This is a genomic window from Actinoallomurus acaciae, assembly GCF_042429965.1.
In the GTDB taxonomy this organism is placed as follows: Bacteria; Actinomycetota; Actinomycetes; order Streptosporangiales; family Streptosporangiaceae; genus Actinoallomurus; species Actinoallomurus acaciae.
The window spans coordinates 1-4,060 of sequence record NZ_JBHLZP010000643.1; the positions used below are offsets into that span (position 1 = coordinate 1).

Annotated in this window: 4 protein-coding genes; 2 read left to right on the forward strand and 2 right to left on the reverse strand. The window is 70.2% G+C overall.

The features are described from left to right. On the reverse strand, positions 1 to 631 hold a 631-nt coding region (locus tag ACFFNX_RS44010), incomplete at its 3' end, for a YveK family protein (RefSeq protein ID WP_378212207.1). Positions 632 to 654: 23 nt separating this feature from the next. After that, the gene (locus tag ACFFNX_RS44015) at positions 655 to 1,500 is read right to left on the reverse strand and encodes an MraY family glycosyltransferase (RefSeq protein ID WP_378212208.1); all 846 of its coding nucleotides are present in this window, start codon (positions 1,498 to 1,500) and stop codon (positions 655 to 657) included. A gap of 534 nt (positions 1,501 to 2,034) precedes the next feature. On the opposite strand from ACFFNX_RS44015, the gene ACFFNX_RS44020 reads away from it, so the two are divergent. Next, the gene (locus ACFFNX_RS44020) at positions 2,035 to 2,901 is read left to right on the forward strand and encodes a hypothetical protein (RefSeq protein ID WP_378212209.1); all 867 of its coding nucleotides are present in this window, start codon (positions 2,035 to 2,037) and stop codon (positions 2,899 to 2,901) included. 100 nt (positions 2,902 to 3,001) lie between these two features. Continuing rightward, the coding region (locus ACFFNX_RS44025) for a glycosyltransferase (RefSeq protein WP_378212211.1) at positions 3,002 to 4,060 on the forward strand (1,059 nt) is incomplete at its 3' end.

Here is a 4,060-nt window from a genome sequence, read left to right on the forward strand (position 1 = left end):
CGCGCAGCGCGCTCGCCGAGCGGATCGAGGTGTCGGTGCGGTCCCGCAGAATGGCGCCGACCACGCCGACGGCGGCGCCGACGACCAGTCCGATCGCCAGGTTGACCAGGGGCCGCGGGGCCACCGGCACCCGGGGCGGGTCCGCGTCGTCGGCGACCGTGACCCGTACGCCGGCCGGCGCGCCGTGGACCGGCCGTTCGAGCCGGTCCACGTAGCCGGCGAACGTCGTGCCGAGGGTGTGCGCGATCCGCGTCGCCAGCTCCGGAGAGCCGTCGGTGACCGTGGCGCGTACCAGGACGGTGTCCGGCACCGCCGTCGCGCTGATCCTCGGCTGCAGTTCGTCGGCGGTCATCCCGTCGCCCAGCGCCGTCGCCACCGCGGTGGCGACGGTCCGGCTCTGGATCAGCTTGGCGTAGGACTTCGCGCGGTCCTGCGACAGCAGCGCGCCCTGGTAGGCGACTGCCGCGTTCCCGCCGTTCGCGGGCGCGGACACGATCATCGTGATCGTCGCGGCGTACCGCGGGCTCATCCGCGTCGTGGCGAAGGCCGCCGCGATGAGGGCGAGCAGGATCGAGGCCGCGACCAGCGTCCATCGGCGCCGCAGCAGGCGAAGGTAGTGCAGCAGTTCCATCCCGCTCCCCTTTCGACCGGACATCAGGTCGTACGAAGCTGCTCCTCATGCTTGGGGTACACCGGCACCTTCAGCAGCAGCCACACGAAGACGCCGCCCAGCCCGATCCCGACCGCGAGGGGCACGGGCGCCGGCACCCAGCCCCACAGGATCGGGACGACCGCGAGACAGGTGACCGCGGCGGTGCCGGACAGCGCGAGCGCCACCTGCCCGGTGCTGAGGCCGAGCCGGCGCAGCCGGTGTGAGACGTGGTCGGTGCCGCCGAGCATCAGCGGCCGGCCCGCGCGGCGCCGCGACACCAGGACGACGCAGGTGTCGACGGTGGCCACGAAGGTCACCATCAGCGGCCCGGCGACGCTCGCGTCGCCGTCCGACCGGGCGAACACGAAGAGCGCCGAAGCAGAGATCACGAAGCCGATGAACAGCGAGCCGGCGTCGCCCATGAAGATCCGGGCGGGCGTCCAGTTGTGCGGCAGGAACCCGGCGCAGCCGCAGGCCAGCGCGACGAGCAGCACGCTCACGCCCCGCTGCCCCACCATCATCGCGGGCAGTGCGAGGGACGCGCTGGTCACGCAGGCGACGCCGGCCGCGGCTCCGTCCATGTTGTCGAGCAGATTGAAGGAGTTGGTGATGACGACGATCCACAGCACCGGCAGGACGTAGTCGACCCAGTTCCCGAAGACCTTCACGTGGCCGCCCGCGCCGACGACGGCCACGGCGGCGAGCCCCTCGACGGCCAGTCGCGAGTGCGGGGACAGCGGGCGCATGTCGTCGACCAGGCCGAGAATCGCGACCGCCCCCGCGGCCACGAGCAGAACGCGCAGGCGTATGCCGTCCGATGTGACGACCGTCGGCACGATGACGCCCACGGCGATGGCAATGCCACCGAGGTACGGCGTCGGGCGTTTGTGGCGCTTTCGCAGGCCGGGATGATCGGTCAATGAAAGCAGAACGGCCATCCTGCGGACGAATTCGGTCAATACCCCGACCAGCACAAATGCCGCAACCGCCACCCACGTCATTGCCATTGGTTCTGGCCTCTCGTCGACGGCAGTAGCTTCTCAGCTCTGGTAACCGCGCGATGACGTCGCCAAACACCGGGCCCAACCTGGGCGCAGTTGGCACAGCAGCGCACGATTCGGGACACCGGGAATCGAAACATTCGACCGAACAAAAGGTTGCCAACAATGGTCAAGATTTCGAAGGTTTCAATCATTCGGTGCGGCGTGCTAACGTGCGCCCTGGTTTATATGCGCGGGACCACGATTCCAATTTCCGGAGTGGCGCGGAAAGCAATTCAACCGCACGGATAACGAAATGTCCAGATTGGCCAGGGGGGCCTGATGGGTTTCGCAATGAGAACATCTGGTGGCATCGCCACCGCCGCACTGATGATGACTGGAATGGCCTTCGCACAGCCGGCGTACGCCCGCCAGACAGTGAGCGTGCCCTGCAGCGCGGCAGCGCTGGTCACGGCGGTCAACGCCGCCAACGCCACCGGTTCGGGGACACTGCTGCTGGCTTCGAACTGCAACTACGTCCTGACGGCGCCGTCGGCGACCGGCCGCGGCCCGGACGGGCTGCTGATCACCGGTAACGTCAACATCATCGGTGGTGTCTCCACTCGCATCAGCAGGTCCACGGCGGCCGTCCCGTTCCGCATCATCGAGGTCGCCTCGGGCGCGGTGCTCGGCCTACGGAACGTCTTCGTGTCCGGCGGTCTGACCGACAACACCGTCCCGACCAACGACACCGGCGGCGGCATCCTCAACTCCCGCGGCACGATCACCCTGGTCCACACGACGATCACGGGTAACACCGCGGACAACGGCGCCGGCATCTCGAACGACAGCGGACGGCTGATCCTGTCCAAGACGCTCGTCCAGGCCAACACCACCCGTGCCACCGGTGGTGGCGGCGGCGGGATCTACAACGACGGCTCGCTCACCATCCAGGTCAGCATCGTCCGCGGCAACCGCGCCAACACCGACGGCGGCGGGCTGTACAACGGCCAGGGCGGCCGCGCCGAACTGATCCAGAGCACCGTCGACCAGAACACCGCCGGCGCCACCGGCGGCGGCATCTTCAACGCCGCGGACGGCCGGCTGATCCTCAACCGGACGCTGGTGGAGGCCAACACCGCGACCAACGGCGGCGGCATCTTCAACGCCGGCCTGGCGAGCCGGGTGACGGTGATCACCAGCATCATCCGGCGGAACACGCCTAACAACTGCGCGCCGACCGGCTCCGTCGCCGGCTGCCTCAGCTGATTCGGTCTCACCTGTCAACGACGGCCTCGCCGTGTGTGCCAGGGCATACCGCACTGGGACACACGGCGCCGGCCGCTGGTCATTGGAGTAGCGAGCCCGGATGACTGACTTCCGCACAACCGACGACCGCCTCGGCCGGCACGGGCTCGCCGAGCACGACCCGCCGACGGCCGCCGGCGGCCCGGGCCGTGTCTGTCTGATGATCGGCCAACTCGGCCTGGGCGGCACCGAGAAGCAGGTCGTCCTTCTCGCCCAGGGCCTGCGCGCCCGAGGCGTCGACGCCCACGTGCTGCTGATGTTCAAGGGCGGCCCGAGGGAGCAGGGGCTGCGGGCGGCGGGCGTACCCGTCGTCCGACTCGGGTTCGCCTCGAGTGACGCCGGTGCCCGTATGCTGCCGGCGAACGCCATGGCATTCGCCCGGCTCGTACGCCATCTGCGGCGGCTGCGGCCCGACATACTGCACGCATTCCTGTACCACAGCTACGTCACCGCCGCTCCCGCGGCGCGGCTGGCCGGCGTCCAGGTGCTGGTCGCCGGTCGGCGCAGCCTCGGGGACTTCAAGCGCGGCCGCCGCGTCCTGCTGGGGATCGAACGCCTCGCCACCCGCGTGACCGACCTGCTCGTGGCCAACGCCGAGGCCGTCGCCGAGGACACCCGGCGCCAGGAAAATGTCTCCCCGGACAAGATCACCACCGTGTACAACGGCCTGCCGGACTCCGCGTTCGCCCCGGCCGCGCCCACGGTCATCGACACGACCGCGCCGGTCGTCCTGTGCATCGCGAACCTCAAGCCCGACAAGGGGCACCGGTACCTGATCGACGCCGTCGCGCGGCTGCGCGACCAGGGCCTGCCGACCACGCTCGCCCTCGTCGGCGACGGACCGCAGCGCCGCGCGCTGGAGGAGCAGGCGGCACGCCTGGGCGTCGACGTACGCCTCCTCGGCACCCGTACCGACATCGAGCCGCTCCTCGCCCGCGCCCAGGTCGTGGCGCTGCCGTCCCTGCACGAGGGCATGAGCAACGCCGTCATGGAGGCGATGGCCGCGGGACGCCCGGTGGTCGCCACCGACGTCGGGGGAACCGGCGAGTTGCTGCGCGGCCGTGGCGTCCTGGTGCCGCCCCTGGTCGTCGCGGCGCTGACCGAGGGGATCGCCGACGGC